Genomic DNA, 15,100 nt, shown 5'->3' with positions numbered 1-15,100 from the left:
ATGACCGAGTACGACGGGTCGACCGGCACTGTCGCGCCGGAGTGCCGGCCGGACGCCTCCCGGGCGGACTCGCCCGACGCGCCGCCGACCGGGCGGCGGAGCGTGCCACCCGGACCGGTGGCACCGACCGTTCCGGCCGCGGATCCGGCGACCGGGGCGGGCGGCGACGGCCGCCCGGCCCGGTCCACCGGCCCGGCGGTGCGGACCGGCCCGCCGAGCCGACCGGCCCTGGCCCGCTGCGTGGCGGTCGAACCGGCGAAGTTCGCCGCCGGGTACTGGGGACGGGCCGCACTGCTGTCCCGGGCGGCCGAACTGGGCAACCCGGACGGCTTCCGGGACCTGCTCAGCCCGGCCGACGCCGACGAACTGCTCAGCCGGCGCGGACTGCGTACCCCGTTCCTGCGGGTGGCCAAGGACGGACAGGTGCTGCCGACCGGGCAGTACACCGGCGGCGGTGGGGCCGGGGCCGAGATCACCGACCAGGTGCTCGACGAGCAGGTCCTCGCGCTCTACGCCGACGGCGCCACCCTGGTGCTCCAGGGACTGCACCGGACCTGGCCGCCCCTGATCGACTTCACCCGCGAGCTGAGCCTGCACCTCGGCCAGCCGCTCCAGGTGAACGCCTATCTGACGCCGGCCGGAAACCAGGGCTTCGCCACCCACTACGACACGCACGACGTCTTCGTGCTCCAGGTCGACGGGCACAAGCACTGGCAGGTCCACGAGCCGGTGCTGCCCGACCCGCTGGAGCGGCAGCCGTGGGGCGGCCGGGCCGACGAGGTCGCCGCGGTCGCCGACGGCCCACCCGCGCTGGACGTGGTGCTGGGTCCCGGTGACGCGCTCTACCTGCCCCGGGGCTGGCTGCACAGCGCCCGGGCGCAGGACGAGAGCAGCCTGCACCTGACCGTCGGCGTCCGGGCCCTCACCCGGTACGCCATCGTCGATACGCTGCTGGAGTTGGCCGCCGAGGATCCGCGACTGCGCGCCACGCTGCCGTTCCGGATGGACGTCGCCGAGATCGACCAGGTCGAGCCGGAGCTGACCGAGACCGTCGAGGCGCTGCGGGACTGGCTGCTGCGCGCCGACCCGGGCGCGGTCGCGGCCCGGCTGCGAGCCCGGGCCTGGCCGGCGGCCCGACCGGCGCCGATCCGGCCGCTCGCCCAGGCGGCGGCGATCGCCGGGCTGGACGCCGACAGCCGGCTCGCCCCCCGGGACGGTCTGCGCTGGCAGTTGACTGCCCAGCCGGCCGGCGACGACGGCGGCCGGGGCCGGGTCGTGCTGTCGCTCTTCGACCGCACGGTGACCTTCCCGGCCCAGTGCGCGCTGGCGGTCCGGGCGTTCCTCTCCGGCGGGGTGCACCGGGTCGGCGACCTCCCCGGGCTGGACGACGACGCCGACCGGATCGTGCTGGCCCGGCGCCTGCTCCGCGAGGCGGTCGCGGTCCCGGCCTGAGCCGAGGACAGCGCCGCGACCCGGTCGCGCGGCATCAGCGGAGCAGGCCGAACAGGGCCCCGGTGGTGACCAGCCCGGCGACCACGACCACCAGCGCGGAGCGTACGTCCAGGCCGGCGTGCCGCCGGTCGGCGAGTACCCGGGCCGGTGCCAGCCCGACGACCGGGCCGAGCAGCGTCACCAGCAGCCCGAGTACCGGCATGGCCACCGCCAGGTCGCCGCCGTACCGGTCACCGGCGGCCCGGGCGGCCAGCCCGAGGGCGTACGCGGCGGCCGCGCCGAGCACTCCGAAGAGCGCCAGCAGCGGTCGGGTGGCCGGCGGCAGCTCACCCGGTTTCCGGGCCCGGTCCAGCAGCTCCCGGACCCCGTCGAGCAGCGCCTCGACGTCGGCCGGTACGCCGTTGCGCGGCACCGGTGGCTCGCCGACCCGCCGGTCCGCCGCACCGAACTGCCCGCGCAGGATGCTCCACAGGTGGACCGACTCGGCCTCGATGCGGTCCACCTCCTGCTGGGCCGCCGCCACCTCCGCCTCGGCCCGGCGTACCGCCTGCTCCGCGTCGCGTACCGCCCGCTCGGCGGCGGCGCACTGCCGCTCGTACCAGCCGTTCGCCTCGGCGCGCTCCGCCTCGGCCCGGCCGGTCAGCTCGGCGAGCCGCCGGATCGCCTGGGCGTAACCGACCTCCCGTTCCAGATCGCCGCTCATCGGGACGGTCCATAGGGGATGATCACTTGACCGGTCCGGTGCACCGAGCGGTCGAAGAAGAGCCCGCGCCACGGCCGGGGGTACCAGTCCGGACCACCGCCGGCCCCGGGGTAGAGCGCCGAGGTCAGCTCCGCACCCTGCACGTCGAGCGCGACCCAGGCGCCGATCTGGTCGGTACGCGACGCCGGGCCGCCGAGGTCCGCCCGCAGCCGGGCCACCCCCCGCCACCAGGCCAGGGTGTGGGTACGCCGCTCCGGCCCGTTGTGCAGCACGTGCCGCAGGTGGTCCAGGCCGGACCGCCGCCCGATGGTGGTACCGAGCTGGCCGGCGGCCGCGTCGACGGCGTAGAGCAGCAGGTAGTGCGGCTCGCCCGGAGTGCCGCCGGAGCCCAGCCCGTCGGCCGTCTCGGCCATCAGCTCACCGATGTCGTCCTCGGAGTACCAGGCGGCGTCGGTGCCGAGCGCCTCGTAGAGCGCCCGGGCCGCGGCGTCGGCGTCCGGGTCCAGGCAGGCGATGGAGAACCGGGCGGTGCCGGGCCGGTGCTGGCGGCGCAGCGACCGGGCCGCCGCGTCCAGCACCGCACAGGCCTCGTCCACCCCGGTGCCCAGTACGGCCAGGTTCCGGCCCGGTGCCCGGGGCAGCCGCATCCCGGCCGACCGCGCCTGCACGTCGATGATCTCGCCGAGCAGCGCCACCGGCCCTCGGGCGCCGCCACCGGTCCGCTCCGCACCCCCGGGCCGGTCCGCGGCGGCCTGGGCCGGTGTGCCGCCGTTCGGCGCGGCACTCCGCTCCGGCCCGACCCCCTCGGGCCAGATCGCCCCGCCGGTCGCGCGGTCCCGGGCACCTCCGGCCGGGGCCGGCTCGCCCGGCGGGCGCAGCGCGACGAAGTCCGGTGCCTCGTCCAGCCGGGGGATCGCGTCGCCGTCGAAGAGCCGGGCCGGGGCCGCGTCCGGCGGGCGCATCCGCCACAGGCGGTGCTGGAGATCGCTCCAGGTACCCCAGTCGCTGGCCGCCGGGATCCGGGCCACCTGGTTGCCCTCGGACATCCCCGACTCGGCGTTGACGATCGCGTGGTGCCGGGGCAGCACCTGCGCGGCGTCGTTGCGCTCGGCCAGGATGCGCAGCGCCTTGGGCAGCGCGATCCGCAGGGTGAACTGGGCGACCAGCGCAGGCCGGCCCCAGAGCGCCTCGATGCCCCGGACGTCCTGCGAGGCCAGCACCAGGTGGATGCCCTGGGAGCGCCCCCGCCGGGCCAGGTCCTCCAGCAGGTCGGCCGCCTCCCGGGCCACCGCGTCCCGGCCGGCCAGCAGCATCTGGAACTCGTCGACCACGGCGACGATCCTCGGCCAGCGACCGGTCGGGTCGACCGCGCGCAGCTCGGCCAGCTTGGTCACCTCGTGCCGCTTGGCCGCGTCCGCCCGGCGGCGCAGCTCCTCGGCGAGGAACCGCAGCAGGGCCAACCCGAACTCCCGGTCGGTGTTGACGTTGATCCCGACCAGCCGCATGTGCGGCAGCCAGCTCGGGTCGCGGCGGCCCTGGGCGAACCGGGCGAACGACACCCCCTCCTTGAAGTCCAGCAGATAGAACTCCAGCTCGGCGGGGGAGTACCGGGCGGCGAGTGAGCCGATCCAGGCGAAGATCAGGTTGGTCTTGCCGGTACCGGACGGGCCGCCGATCAGCGCGTGCGGCGGGTAGTCGCCGAGGGTCAGCGTCACCGGCCGGCCGTGCGGACCGTCCCCGATCGGCGCGACGAGACCGGCGGCCGAGTCCTCCCGCCACATCTCGTCGACCGGCGGGAGCAGGTCGGTGAAGGGTGTCGGCGGCGGCCCGGCGTTGACCCGGGTCGCCACCTCCCGGCAGGTCTCGGTGACCAGTGCGGCCGGTGGGGCCGGGTCGGGGCGTACCGGCAGTTCGGGGCAGCCGTCCAGCCGGGCGCTGCCGCCGTCGACCACCACCCGGTGCACGTCCGGCTCGTCGGGCAGTTCGATGCCGCGTACCAGCAGGTGCACCGCGCAGGCGGCACCGGTCCGGGCCACCCGGTCGAGCTGGCCCCGCTCGTGCCGGGACAGTTCGTCGCCGCCGAGCAGCACCGCGATCCGCCACGGCTCGGGGCGCCGGCCGGTCGCCGCGGCCAGCTCGCGCAGCGAGGCGTACTCGCCGGCCAGCACGGTCTCGTTGATCCGGCGGATCTGGTCGACGAGGTCGTCGAGGAGCCGGGCCAGCCCGCCCGGCCCGACGAAGGTGAGCAGCCCGGCGGTGGAGAGCGGGGCGAAGCCGGCCAGCCCGCCACCGAGGTGCTCCGGGTCGTAGCCGACCAGCCGGAGCGCGCCGGGATCGGCCCGACCCAGGGCCCGGAGCAGCAGCGCGGCGACCACCGCGTCGCAGCCGCCCCGGTCGGCCCCGGACAGGTGGACGTGGCCGGCGTCGAGCAGCGGCACCAGCGCCGGTACGGGCACGCTGCCGGGCAGCCGTACGGTGCCGATCCGCAGCGGTCCCGGTGCCTCGCCCCGGATCACCGGGCTGGGCTGCCAGCCCGTCCACTCCGTACTGGCGGCACCGGGTGCCTCCCGGGCGGCGGCCTCGGCGGCCCGGGAGGCGAGCCGGCCGATCTCCGCCCCGTACCGGTCGGAGAGTTCGGCGACCCGGCGGTCCCGTTCCGCACCGACCCGGCCGGGAACCCGCGCGGCCGCCTCCCGGATCCGGCGCAGCCGGTCCTGTGCGGTACCGAGTTCGGTCCGCGCCGCCGTGAGCCGGCCCCGGGACGCGCCGAGGGCGTGCGACAGCATGGTGCGGACCCGGTCGACGAGCTGGGTCCGTAGGTCAGGCATGGGTGTCCCGGGGTGCGCGAGCGGTGACGGGTCGCTGGTCGACGCCGAGCCGGCGCATCAGCAGTCCGGTGAGGACCCCGGCGGCGACCGCGGGATCGGCCGGATGCGGCTGCTCGACCGGCTGCTTCGGCGGTGGCATCCGGCAGACCCGGCTCAGCAGTGTGTCGAGCACTCCCGGCGGCAGGTTGGGCACCAGGTCCTGGACCTGACCGGTGACCTCACGGCGCAGTCTCGGCAGGTCCGCCGCCCGGGGCGGGTGGCCGAGCAGTTCGGTGGCCAGGTCGCGCAGCATCGGCGGGGCGACCGAGGCGAGGCCCAGTCCGACATTCGCCTCCACCGCGCGCAGCTCGGTGTGCAGCCGGGTCCGGTCGCCGGAGCGGACGCCGCTGGTCACCCGGCGGAGCAACTCCTCCGCGTCGGTGATCTCGTGGTCCGGTTTCGGCGCCGGGGTGTCCCGCCGGTCGAACAGCTCGGCCACCCGGACCGACCACCAGCCGCCGGGCGCGGCGGGAGCGGCCCGCCGGGCCGGCCCGGACGAGTCGGCCGGGCCCCGGGCGCCGGGGCGGGCGGCCGGCCGCTGCGGGCCGGCGGCGGGCGTCCCGTCCCGGCCCAGCCCGATCGCGGCCAGGTAGGTCGCGAACTGGTCCTGGGCGAGCCTCAGCGCGTGCCCGGCCGTCTCCAGGTGCTCGGTGGCCGCCGACAGTTCCGGTACGCCCATCGGGTCGGCCGACTCCTGCCGGACCCAGCGCAGCCGCTCGGAGGCGAGTTTCAGGTGGTCGAGTGCCTTGATCACCAGCTCGACCGGCAGTTCGTCGGACGCGGCCCGCACCCGGGCGCCCAGCTCCTCGATGATGGACATCCGCTGCTCTACAGCGTCGAGACGTAGAGCTGGGCGTGTTCGACGGCGGCGAGCGTCGCGGCGAGGCACTCCTCCAACTCCTGGGCGGCCTGCGAGAGCGACGCCTGCGCGGCGTCGACAGTGGAGTGTCCACTTCCCTCCAGCGCCCCGGCCAGGGTCTGCTGCGCCTCGGCGAGCTTGTCGCTGGCGGCCTGCACCGCGGCCTGGCCGTCGCCGATCTGCTGGAGTGCGGCATCGATGGCCGCTTTCAGCTCGGCGACACTCGCCACGACGAAACCTCCTGGGGGCGGGGAGGGCTCTAATTAGAGCTTATCCCGATCGGCGCTCTGCGGCGCCCTGGGCGTTTGCTGCCCGGCTGTCCGTTCCCAGGTGATCCCGGCGACGCCGGCCGTACGGCAGGCTTCCTCCCACTTTGTGCCACCGTACGAATACTCAGTCGGATCTCCGACAGTTGTCTGGCGGCAGCCGGCCAAGTCCAGCTCAGTCCTGCAACTTCCAGGCTGTCGGGGTCAGTTCTCCGGCACCCGGTCCAGTGGCTCGGTGAGCCAGCGTGGTCCGCGTACCTCTGCGCCGAGGGCGGTGACACGGGCCCGGAGCGCCCGGTCGGCGGTGACCACCAGGCAGCTCCGGCCGGCACCCTCCGCCTCGACCAGGCCCACGATGGCGTCGTCGCCGGAGCGCTCCGCCGCCACCACCCGGACGCCCTCGGCCGGCTCCACCCGGCGGGCCGCGCCCTCCACCACCAGCACCATCTCGACCGGCGGGGCCAGCCCGGGCAGGCCGAGCCGGGCGAGGCGAGCCAGCCGGTCCCGCAACCGTGCGGTGGCCCCGGCGCGGTCCCGCCACCAGCCGTCCGGGCGGGACCCCACCACGTTGGCGGCGTCCACGACGAGGAGAGGTTCGGCGACCATCCGCCCAGCCTGCCATCCCACCCGCCCGGCCTGTGGTTACGGCGCGTTTGTCGGGCCTTCCGCCGGGTAGCCGAGGTGACGCCAGTGCCCGCGCCCGTGAGGGGGACGAGAGATGACGCAGGGACCCGGCGACTTCGGCCCCGATCCGTGGGACGAGTTCCTCGCCCGGTACTTCGGCCGGGGAGAGAGCCGCCGGCAGGGGCAGCGGGTGGACATCACCAGGCTGATGACCGCGGACGCCCGGGAGATGCTCGCGGATGCGGCGCGCCGGGCGGCCCAGGCGAACAGCAGTGACCTGGACACCGACCACCTGCTCTGGGCGGCCCTGCAACGGGAACCGCTGCGGGACCTGATCAGCCGGGCCGGCGCCGACCCGGAGGCGCTGCTCGGCGCGCTCGGCGGCGAGCGGCGGGTGGACCGGCCGGCCAAGCACGGCCAGGTGCCGTCCAACATGTCGCTCACCCCGGCGGCCAAGCGGGCGCTGCTCGACGCGCACCAGCTCTCCCGAGCGATGGGCGCCTCCTACATCGGGCCGGAGCACATCCTGATGGCCCTGCCGCTGAACCCGGAGTCGCCGGCCGGCCGGATGCTGGCGGCGGGCCGGATCCAGCCGCAGTCGTTGCAGGCGGCCAGCGCCAGCGGCGGTGGCGGCAACGGCGGCGCCAAACCGGACCGGGGCACCCCGACCCTCGACCAGTACGGCCAGGACCTCACCGACCTGGCCCAGGCCGACGGGATCGACCCGGTGATCGGCCGGATGGACGAGATCGAGCAGGCGGTGGAGATCCTGTCCCGGCGTACCAAGAACAACCCGGTGCTGATCGGCGAGGCCGGAGTGGGCAAGACCGCGATCGTCGAGGGACTCGCCGAGCGGATCTGCGACGGGGACGTGCCGCAGACGCTGATCGGCAAGCGGGTGGTGCAGCTCGACCTCGCCCGCCTGGTCGCCGGCACCCGCTACCGGGGCGACTTCGAGGAGCGGCTGAAGAAGGTGATCGACGAGATCCGGGCGCACGGCGACGAGTTGATCATCTTTCTCGACGAGCTGCACACCCTGGTCGGCGCGGGCGGTGCCGGCGCCGAGGGCGGGATGGACGCCGGCAACATGCTCAAACCGGCGCTGGCCCGCGGCGACATGCGGGTGATCGGCGCCACCACGCTGAACGAGTACCGCCGCAACATCGAGAAGGACGCCGCGCTGGCCCGGCGGTTCCAGCCGGTGCTGGTACCGGAGCCCACAGTGGACGACACCGTCGCCATCCTGCGCGGGCTGCGGGACCGTTACGAGGCGCACCACCAGGTCCGGTTCACCGACGAGGCACTGGTCGCCGCCGCCGAACTCTCCGACCGGTACGTCACCGACCGGTTCCTGCCGGACAAGGCGATCGACCTGATCGACCAGGCCGGGGCTCGGGTACGGCTGCGCACCCGGACGCCCGCCGGCGACGTGCGGGAACTGGAGCAGGAACTGGAGGAGGTGCGCCGGGAGAAGGACCAGGCCGTCGCCGACGAGCAGTACGAGCGCGCCTCCGAGCTGCGCGACCGGCTGCACGAGGTGCGCGAGCGGCTGCACGTGGCGAGCGGCAACGGCGACCAGCCGGCGGTCCCCGAGGTGGGGACGCAGGAGATCGCCGAGGTGGTCTCCCGGGCCACCGGGATCCCGGTCAGCCAGCTCACCGAGGAGGAGCGGGACCGGCTGCTGCGGTTGGAGGGGTACCTGCACGAGCGGGTGGTCGGCCAGGACGACGCGGTCAGCGCGGTCGCCGAGGCGGTACGGAGGTCCCGTACCGGGCTGGCCGACCCGGACCGGCCGATGGGCAGCTTCCTCTTCCTCGGCCCGACCGGGGTGGGTAAGACCGAGCTGGCCCGGGCACTGGCCGAGGCGCTCTTCGGCGACCAGGACCGGATGGTCCGGCTGGACATGAGCGAGTTCCAGGAGCGGCACACGGTGAGCCGGCTGGTCGGCGCCCCGCCCGGCTACGTCGGGTACGAGGAGGCGGGGCAGCTCACCGAGGCGGTCCGGCGCCGCCCGTACGCGGTGGTGCTGCTCGACGAGATCGAAAAGGCGCACCCGGACGTCTTCAACATCCTGTTGCAGGTACTCGACGACGGGCGGCTCACCGACAGCCAGGGCCGGACGGTGAACTTCCGGAACAGCGTACTGATCATGACCAGTAACCTCGGCTCCGAGCTGATCACCGGTGCCCAGCGCAGCGTCGGCTTCGGCGGCGGTGCGGGCAACCCCGCCGAGGAGGAGAACAGCGAGCTGCGGGACCGGCTGATGCGCCGGTTGCAGGAGCAGTTCCGCCCCGAGTTCCTGAACCGGATCGACGAGGTGATCGTCTTCCGCCGGCTGGAGACGGAGCAGCTCCGGCAGATCACCGAGCTGCTGCTGGACGAGACCCGCCGTCGGCTCCGCGCCCAGGACATCGAGGTCGAGTTCACCGCCGAGGGGGTGGACTGGATCGCCGAGCACGGCTACGAGCCGCAGTTCGGCGCCCGCCCGCTGCGCCGGACGATCCAGCGGGAGATCGACAACCGGCTCTCCCGGATGCTGCTGGACGGGACCGTGGCACCGAGGCAGCGGGTCACGGTCGGCGCCCGGGACGGCGAGTTGACCTTCGACGTGTCGGCCGGGGAGCGGCCCGGCGGGCGCAGCCCGGCCACCGCCACGCACGGGCGATGAGCCGACAGCCGCCCGGTGGTCCCGCCGGGCCGCGGACGTTACGGACCGGCGGGCCCGGTCGGGGAGCGCGCCCGCTGGCCGGGAGTCCGGGGTCCCCGCGCGTCGGGCGCGCGGGGACCGCCGCAGAACCGGATCTGCCGGTACGACCCGCCCGGTGGGAGCCGGGGCGAGAGGAGGAGAGCGGCGTGAGCCAGCCCGAGGAGAACCGCGAGAAGAGCGCGAAGACCGACGCCGTGCTGCGGCCGCCGGCCGCCACCGGCCCGGCGCGCCCCCGGCCACCGCAGCGGAACCGGAACCGTACCGAGGAGGAGCCGGCCCGGCCCGAGTCGCCGCCGGCGGAGGAGGCGTGATGGCCCGACAGCAACGGGTGGAACCGGAGGTGGAGCAGTTGTGGCAGGACTTCCACAGCCGCGTCAACGTCACCTCCGAGCAGCTCCGCAACTGGCTGCTCACCCAGGGCTCCGGCGAGCAGGCGTTCGGCGCCGACCCGGATCTCGGGCTGCCGGAGCCGGGCCGGCAGATCCTCGCCGTCCTGGGCAAGCGCAAGGTCGACCTGACCGACGGCGACATCCAGCTCATGCGGGAGACGGTCGCCGAGATCCAGGACCTGATCGACACCCGGCCACCCGCCGGCGCGACCGACGAGGAGTGGCGGCGGGCCCTGCTCGACCTCGGCCACGACCCGCTGATCGAGCGGTAGCCGGCGGCGCCGTCGAGCCGCGGTGCCGCGATCGAGCCGTGGCGGCGCCGTCGAGCCGTGGTGCCGCTGTCGACTCGCGGTGCCGCCGTGGACGCCGTTCCGACCCGTCCGCGCGCCCTCGCCGCGACCGGGGTCGGACCGGGTCGGTTCAGGCGCCGCCGATGCTCGGGACGTTCAGCCCGGCGGTGTCGGCCGCGTCGGTTCGTTCGGTGCGCAGCGCCTCCTCCCGGGCCAGCAGCGCCGCGTACTCGGCGATGTCCTCGGGGCTCGGCAGCGCCGGTACCCGGCGCAGGAACGCCTCGACGTCCCGGGAGGCGGCGGTGTGCGCGGCGGCGAGCCGGCGTACCGTCTCCCGGTCGTCCTCGGGCGGGATCATGTCGGTCATGCCGGTACCGGTACCCGCTTCCGGCCGGTTCGCACCGGTCGGCGTCGAGGTACCTGCACCGGCCGCGCCGCCGGGCTCCCCGCCTGGCGCGCGCGGGGAGCCCGGTGCGGTCGAGGCGGGTACGCCGGGCGGCGGAACCGGCCCGCCGGTCAGGGCGCGGTGGCGCCCAGGGTGTAGCTGCCCGACCCGCTGTACGCGTCGACGGCGTACCGGTAGTACCCGGCCGCTCCGCTGTACGAGGTCGTCTCGTCCGGCCCGGCCGAGATGCCCTGGGCGACGGTCACCCAGGAGCTGCCGTTCCAGCGTTGCAGGTAGAGGTCGAAGTCCACTCCGGACGGTCCGTCGAGGCAGCCGCGGTGGGTGCCGGACCGGGTCGTCTGGTAGTAGCTGCCGTTCGGCTGGTACTGCACCCCGCCGGCGGCCAGCGAGCCGCTGAAGGTGCTGGCGTAGCCGGTGCAGATACCGGTCGGCGGCGGCTCACCGGGCCCGCCCCCGCTGGTACGCAGGGTCAGCCCGTACACCGAGAGGATCTCGTTGACCGGCTGGAAGTAGGTGGTGCCGCCGGACGAGCAGTTGCCCGACCCGCCGGAGGTGACGCCCTGGGCCTGCTGACCGGAGAGCCACGAGCCGCCCGAGTCACCCGGCTCGGCGCAGGCGTTGGTCCGGGTCAGGCCGCTGACCGAGCCCTCCGCGTAGTTGACGGTCTGGTTCTTCGCCTGCACCGTGCCGCACCGCCAGCCGGTGGTCGAGCCGGACCGGCAGATCGCCGCGCCGACCGCGGACTCGGTGGAGCCGGCGACCGTCACGTTGCCGCCCGCGTAGTCGTTGACCCACGGCTGCGGGGTCCAGTTGGTGTTGGTCTGCACCCAGGCGTAGTCGTTGCCCGGGAAGGACGAGCCCCGGAAGGTGCCCTGGGCGACCTGGTTGTAGCCCTGGGTGGCGGTACCGGTCCGGCCGCAGTGCCCGGCCGTGACGAAACCGCCGGTGACGGAGAAGCCGACCGAGCAGCGGCCGCCCATGTAGTAGGCGTCGCCACCCCGGACGTCGTAGTAGAGCCGGGGCGCCTCGGTGGTGGCGACGACCCGTACCGCCGCGGCGTCCACCCCGCTGGCCGCGACGAACGCGGTGGCGGCCGCCGTACCGCCGCTGGCCAGCACCACGACGCTGTTGGTGGGCGCGTCGACGTACCAGCCGGGTACCGAGCGGGCCGGTGCCTTGGCGGCGGCCCGGTCCAGCCCGGACTTGACCCCGTCGAGCTGGGCGGCGTCGCGGGCGACCAGCCTCGGCTGGGCACCGGCGGTGGTCACCCGGGCGGCCTGGGCGCGGTCGGTGACCGCCACCACCAGTTCACCGGCGGGCGTGATCCAGCCACCCGCGTACGCCCGGCCGAGCGACTTGCGCAGCCCGGCGTCGGCCCGGCTGGCCTGGTCGTCCCGGCTGATCCTGGTCCGGGCCTGCGCGGCGGTGAGCCCGAGGTCCCGCTGCATCGCGGTGAGCATCTCAGTGGTGGCGGCCTCGGCGCTGGCCGGGGCCCGGTCCGGGGTGCCGTTGTCGGGCGCCGCGGCGGCGGGTGGGGCCACGGTGCCGAGGATGCCCACCGGCAGCAGGGTCACCGCTGCCAGCGTGGCGAGTCTTCGCTTCATCCGGAGTCTCCTTACGGAACGGAAGTTCGGTGGGGGAACGGAACCGGCAGCCGGCATCGGCCAGCCCCTGTCCCGGGGGCAGGGAGGCGGCGGCGAGTGGCCCGGGAGCGGTCGAGCCGCGGGCAGCAGCAGGGCGGCGGCCCGCAGCGGCGGGGGATGGACGGCCGGGTCGATCGGCCCGTGCGCCGTCCGGCCCGGAACCGGACGGCGCACGGTGGCCGGTGCCCCGCCGACCGGGGGTCAGCCCCGCGGGCCGTGGCGATGTCGACGGTCGCCTCGGTACCAGCGGTTCTGGGTCGGGCAGGGCATGGTTAAGGTAACCGGCCACGATCGACCGAGGTATATCCCGCCTAGCTCATACCGCCCCCGCCAGCCGGCCGTACGGACCCTTCCGCGCCGCGCCGGCACCTCGTAATCTTGGGCGCCCGGTCGACCCGTCGATCACCACCGCACACCGCACCGTCGGCGAGGAGCCCAGTTGTCCGTCACCCGACCCGCCCGGCGGCCGGTGGTCCTGCTGGCGTACGCCGCGTTCGTCCTGGTCGGCCTGAGCGCCGGGGTAGGCGGGGTGCTGCTGCCGGCCCAGATCGACGACTACGGGGTGGACAAGGCCACCATCGGGATCACCTTCTTCACCTTCTCCGCCGGCTTCCTGCTGGCCGGGATCACCACCGGCGGCCTGATCGACCGCCTCGGCACCCGGGCCGCGCTGGCGGTCGGCGGCGGCGCCTTCGTCCTCGCCAGCCTCTACACGGCGCTCCGCCCGCCGTTCCTGGCGTTGGTGGCGGTGCAGGTGGTGGCCGGCTACGGCATCGGGGTACTGGAGTCGGTGCTCAACGCCCACCTCAGCGAACTGACCGGGGCGACGACCCTGCTGAACCGGCTGCACGCGTTCTTCGGCGTCGGTGCACTGCTGGCACCCGCCCTGGCCGCCTGGATGCTCCGCTCGCTGCCCTGGACGGCGGTCTGGCTGGTACTCGCCCTGGCCGGCCTGCCACTGGTCGTCGGCTTCCTGCTGGCGTACCCGAAACGTCGCGGCCCGGACTCCGGCGGCCCCGCCGCCGCCGGCGGCGCTGCGGCGGTCGACGCTCCGCCGCCCGGCGCTGCGGATGCGGCCGGCCGACCCGGCAACGGCGGGCTGCTGGTCGCGGCGCTGCGGCAGCCGGCGGTGGTGCTGGCGGCGGTGTTCCTCGCCGTCTACGTCGGACTCGAGATCAGCGTCGGCAACTGGGGCTTCAGCCTGCTGGTCGGCGGCTACGACCAGTCGGAGGTACTGGCCGGCTACGCGGTCAGCGGCTACTGGCTGGGCCTGACCGCCGGACGCTTCCTGATCAGCCCGCTGGCCACCCGGGCCGGCCTGACCCCGGCCGCCACCAGCGCCGGCTGCCTGGTCGGGGTCATTGTCAGCGCCGTACTCGGCTGGGCGGTGCCGGTCGCGGCGGTGGCCAGCGTCGCGCTGGTGCTGCTCGGGTTCTTCCTCGGGCCGCTCTTCCCGACCGCGATGGCGATGGTGCCCCGGTTGACGGCCAGCCGGCTGGTGCCGACCGCGATCGGCGTGCTGAACGGGGTGTCGGTGATCGGCGGGGCGGTCTTCCCCTGGCTGGCCGGCGCCATCGCCCAGGGGGTCGGGGTGTGGACCCTGCTGCCGTTCGCCGTCGTCCTGGCGATCGGCCAGCTCGCGATCTGGTGGCGGCTGGCCCGACAGGTCGCCGCCGCTGACCGGGCCGGACGGGTGGCCGCCGGTTGACCGTGCGGATCGGTGGCCGCCGGCTGACCGGGCCGCCGGACCGGCCGATCCCGGCGGCCGACGGGGTGGTGGTGCCGTTCGGGCGAGAAGTGGTCGGCCGGGCGGAAAACCGCGGTGCTTGCCGCACCGGACAGCGCGGAGAGCTTCCGGGTCAACCGCCGACCGCCACAAAGTGGCAGCCGGGCCGGAAGGAGCCGGGCGGCGGTCAGGCGGCGGCCAGGTCCTGCGGGCCGAAGTTCGGGTTCCGGGCCAACCAGGCGAGGTAGTTCGGGTTGCGGGACAGCGAGTCGGTGTACGCGGCGATGGCGTGCCCGAGCACCCGGTCGGCGATGCCGGCCGCCGGGGCGTCCGGGTGCCAGCCGAGCAGCAGCCGCCAACGCAGTGGCGTGTGCGCAAGCGGCCGGGTGACCAGCCCGGAGACCGGTCGGAAGGTGGCCTGGGCGAGCGCGATCGCCTCACCCGCCTCGACCAGGTCGATGCAGCTACGGATGTCGGTCTCGTAGATCTTCGCCGGGGTGAAGCCGGCCCGGGCGCAGGCCGCCACGAAGCAGTCGGCGAAGCAGCCGTCGCCGGGCGCCGCCGCCCAGCGTTCCGCGGCGAGCGCCGCCAGGTGCACCTCGTCGTGCGCGGCCAGCGGATGTGCCTCCGGCAGCAGCACGAAGACCGCGTCCACCGCCACGGCCCGCCAGGTCAGCCCGAACTCCGCCGACGGTACGGCGTCCCCGCAGACCCCGGAGAGCACGAAGTCGAGCCGGCCGCTGAGTACCATCTGGGCCAGCTCGTCCACGGACCACGAGGCGTGCGTGCTGATCTGCGCGTGCGGCTGGTCGGCGGCGAGCCGGTGCACCAGTCCACCGAGGATCGGACTGTTCACCCCGCCGAACCGGAACCGGGTCATCGTGGTGCCGGTACCGGCCAGCCGGGCCGCCTCGTCCTGCAACCCCTTCATCGCGGGCAGCAGCACCCGAGCCCGGGCCAGCACCAGCTCGCCCAGCGCGGTCGGTCGGGCGCCGCGTCGGTCCCGCTCGAACAGCGGGCCGCCGAGAGTCCGCTCGATGCGCTGGAGCTGTGCGGTGAGCGCGGGCTGTGCCAGGCCCAGAGTCGAGGCCGCCTTCGTCACGCTGCCCGTCTCCGCGATCGCGCAGACCACCTTGAGGTGCCGCAGCTCCAGGTTCATAGCGTGACG

At 75.1% G+C, this 15,100-nt stretch carries 13 protein-coding genes; 5 read left to right on the top strand and 8 right to left on the bottom strand.

The genetic code is table 11. From position 1 onward, the window contains the following. Positions 1-1,452 carry a cupin domain-containing protein gene (locus R6Y94_RS19075; RefSeq protein WP_318397219.1) on the top strand — a complete coding sequence of 484 codons (1,452 nt, stop codon included), beginning with the start codon at positions 1-3 and terminating at the stop codon, positions 1,450-1,452. A gap of 34 nt (positions 1,453-1,486) precedes the next feature. Here the strand turns inward: R6Y94_RS19075 and R6Y94_RS19070 are convergent, their stop codons facing one another. The 5 genes from R6Y94_RS19070 to R6Y94_RS19050 form a co-directional block, all read right to left on the bottom strand. Continuing rightward, positions 1,487-2,155: a hypothetical protein gene (locus R6Y94_RS19070; RefSeq protein WP_318397218.1), complete on the bottom strand. Its 669-nt coding sequence runs from the start codon at positions 2,153-2,155 to the stop codon at positions 1,487-1,489. Further along, a complete protein-coding gene (locus R6Y94_RS19065; RefSeq protein WP_412102807.1) occupies positions 2,152-4,983 on the bottom strand; it encodes an FtsK/SpoIIIE domain-containing protein in 2,832 nt (943 codons plus the stop codon). Before R6Y94_RS19065 ends, R6Y94_RS19070 begins: the two co-directional genes overlap by 4 nt. Continuing rightward, a complete protein-coding gene (locus R6Y94_RS19060) occupies positions 4,976-5,842 on the bottom strand; it encodes a hypothetical protein (protein WP_318397217.1) in 867 nt (288 codons plus the stop codon). Before R6Y94_RS19060 ends, R6Y94_RS19065 begins: the two co-directional genes overlap by 8 nt. Positions 5,843-5,850: 8 nt before the next feature. Beyond that, on the bottom strand, positions 5,851-6,111 hold the full coding sequence (locus R6Y94_RS19055) for a hypothetical protein (protein ID WP_107259179.1): 261 nt from the start codon (positions 6,109-6,111) through the stop codon (positions 5,851-5,853). A 240-nt stretch (positions 6,112-6,351) separates the two neighbouring features. Next, a complete protein-coding gene (locus R6Y94_RS19050; RefSeq protein WP_318397216.1) occupies positions 6,352-6,753 on the bottom strand; it encodes a hypothetical protein in 402 nt (133 codons plus the stop codon). Positions 6,754-6,865: 112 nt separating this feature from the next. Between R6Y94_RS19050 and R6Y94_RS19045 the strand changes: the two genes are divergently transcribed. From R6Y94_RS19045 to R6Y94_RS19035, 3 genes are all read left to right on the top strand, one after another. Then, positions 6,866-9,439, top strand: a complete 2,574-nt coding sequence (locus tag R6Y94_RS19045; RefSeq protein ID WP_318397215.1) for an ATP-dependent Clp protease ATP-binding subunit — start codon at positions 6,866-6,868, stop codon at positions 9,437-9,439. A 185-nt stretch (positions 9,440-9,624) separates the two neighbouring features. Beyond that, entirely contained in the window at positions 9,625-9,789 is a 165-nt protein-coding gene (locus tag R6Y94_RS19040; RefSeq protein ID WP_318397214.1) for a hypothetical protein, read from the top strand. Beyond that, the gene (locus R6Y94_RS19035; protein WP_318397213.1) at positions 9,789-10,139 is read left to right on the top strand and encodes a DUF3140 domain-containing protein; all 351 of its coding nucleotides are present in this window, start codon (positions 9,789-9,791) and stop codon (positions 10,137-10,139) included. The genes R6Y94_RS19040 and R6Y94_RS19035 overlap by 1 nt, the downstream gene beginning before the upstream one ends. 148 nt (positions 10,140-10,287) lie before the next feature. Here R6Y94_RS19035 and R6Y94_RS19030 read toward each other — a convergent pair whose 3' ends face one another. Both R6Y94_RS19030 and R6Y94_RS19025 read right to left on the bottom strand, forming a co-directional pair. Next, positions 10,288-10,524, bottom strand: coding sequence for a hypothetical protein (locus R6Y94_RS19030; RefSeq protein WP_318397212.1), 237 nt, complete (start codon positions 10,522-10,524; stop codon positions 10,288-10,290). Between the two features lie 149 nt (positions 10,525-10,673). Continuing rightward, positions 10,674-12,167, bottom strand: coding sequence for a S1 family peptidase (locus R6Y94_RS19025; RefSeq protein ID WP_318397211.1), 1,494 nt, complete (start codon positions 12,165-12,167; stop codon positions 10,674-10,676). 478 nt (positions 12,168-12,645) lie between these two features. Between R6Y94_RS19025 and R6Y94_RS19020 the strand changes: the two genes are divergently transcribed. Then, positions 12,646-13,914: an MFS transporter gene (locus tag R6Y94_RS19020; RefSeq protein ID WP_318397210.1), complete on the top strand. Its 1,269-nt coding sequence runs from the start codon at positions 12,646-12,648 to the stop codon at positions 13,912-13,914. Between the two features lie 205 nt (positions 13,915-14,119). On the opposite strand, the gene R6Y94_RS19015 is transcribed toward R6Y94_RS19020, so the two are convergent. Next, positions 14,120-15,091: a LysR family transcriptional regulator gene (locus R6Y94_RS19015; protein ID WP_318397209.1), complete on the bottom strand. Its 972-nt coding sequence runs from the start codon at positions 15,089-15,091 to the stop codon at positions 14,120-14,122. Between the last annotated feature and the right edge of the window lie 9 nt (positions 15,092-15,100).

The organism is Plantactinospora sp. KLBMP9567, assembly GCF_033446045.1.
GTDB lineage: Bacteria > Actinomycetota > Actinomycetes > Mycobacteriales > Micromonosporaceae > Plantactinospora.
Note: the sequence above shows the minus strand (reverse complement) of the source record. Positions and strands in the feature narration are given on the sequence as shown.

Bases quoted from the DNA above. Each gene is read 5' to 3' on its own strand.
- R6Y94_RS19045 (WP_318397215.1), top strand. From the start codon at position 6,866: ATGACGCAGGGACCCGGCGACTTCGGCCCCGATCCGTGGGACGAGTTC.
- R6Y94_RS19030 (WP_318397212.1), bottom strand. From the start codon at position 10,524: ATGACCGACATGATCCCGCCCGAGGACGACCGGGAGACGGTACGCCGG.
- R6Y94_RS19065 (WP_412102807.1), bottom strand. From the start codon at position 4,983: ATGCCTGACCTACGGACCCAGCTCGTCGACCGGGTCCGCACCATGCTG.
- R6Y94_RS19060 (WP_318397217.1), bottom strand. From the start codon at position 5,842: ATGTCCATCATCGAGGAGCTGGGCGCCCGGGTGCGGGCCGCGTCCGAC.
- R6Y94_RS19025 (WP_318397211.1), bottom strand. From the start codon at position 12,167: ATGAAGCGAAGACTCGCCACGCTGGCAGCGGTGACCCTGCTGCCGGTG.
- R6Y94_RS19015 (WP_318397209.1), bottom strand. From the start codon at position 15,091: ATGAACCTGGAGCTGCGGCACCTCAAGGTGGTCTGCGCGATCGCGGAG.
- R6Y94_RS19075 (WP_318397219.1), top strand. From the start codon at position 1: ATGACCGAGTACGACGGGTCGACCGGCACTGTCGCGCCGGAGTGCCGG.
- R6Y94_RS19070 (WP_318397218.1), bottom strand. From the start codon at position 2,155: ATGAGCGGCGATCTGGAACGGGAGGTCGGTTACGCCCAGGCGATCCGG.
- R6Y94_RS19035 (WP_318397213.1), top strand. From the start codon at position 9,789: ATGGCCCGACAGCAACGGGTGGAACCGGAGGTGGAGCAGTTGTGGCAG.
- R6Y94_RS19050 (WP_318397216.1), bottom strand. From the start codon at position 6,753: ATGGTCGCCGAACCTCTCCTCGTCGTGGACGCCGCCAACGTGGTGGGG.